The sequence below is a fragment of the Bacteroides sp. HMSC067B03 genome (assembly GCF_001811315.1).
GTDB classification, from domain to species: Bacteria; Bacteroidota; Bacteroidia; order Bacteroidales; family Bacteroidaceae; genus Bacteroides; species Bacteroides faecis.
In genome coordinates this window covers 1-393 of the sequence record NZ_KV804447.1, presented here as the reverse complement: position 1 = coordinate 393, position 393 = coordinate 1, and the positions used below count along the sequence as shown (strand labels likewise).

Annotated in this window: 1 pseudogene; it reads right to left on the bottom strand. The window is 45.0% G+C overall.

The features are described 5' to 3' along the window. Positions 1-393, bottom strand: a pseudogene (locus HMPREF2794_RS21680) (phage tail tape measure protein); the annotation flags it as partial.

Genomic DNA, 393 nt, shown 5'->3' with positions numbered 1-393 from the left:
GGATGGTATGAATCGTCTTGAAAAAGGAAAGAAAGCCAGTTTTAAGGACTTCCCACAATCCGAACAGGAACACACGGACTCCTTCAAACTTATTATAAAGGAAAGCCACGAAAGCGATGACAGCCGTTATGATTGCAATAATCCAGCCGATGACAGGGATGCCCATGATAGCGACGGAAATTAGCCGACTATTAATGATTGTAGACAATGCCATCTTAGCCATCGACGCAATCCAAACCCCGGCAATCTTTGTTATTCCAAGTGACATGATCTGCGAAACAGACCATACGACAGTTCCAAGCGTGACAAGCGCGCCTACAAAGATTCCTACAACTTCAATGGCAGGGGCGATAGGTTCCACAAATTCAAAGAAACTGATCTTCAGGTCGTCGA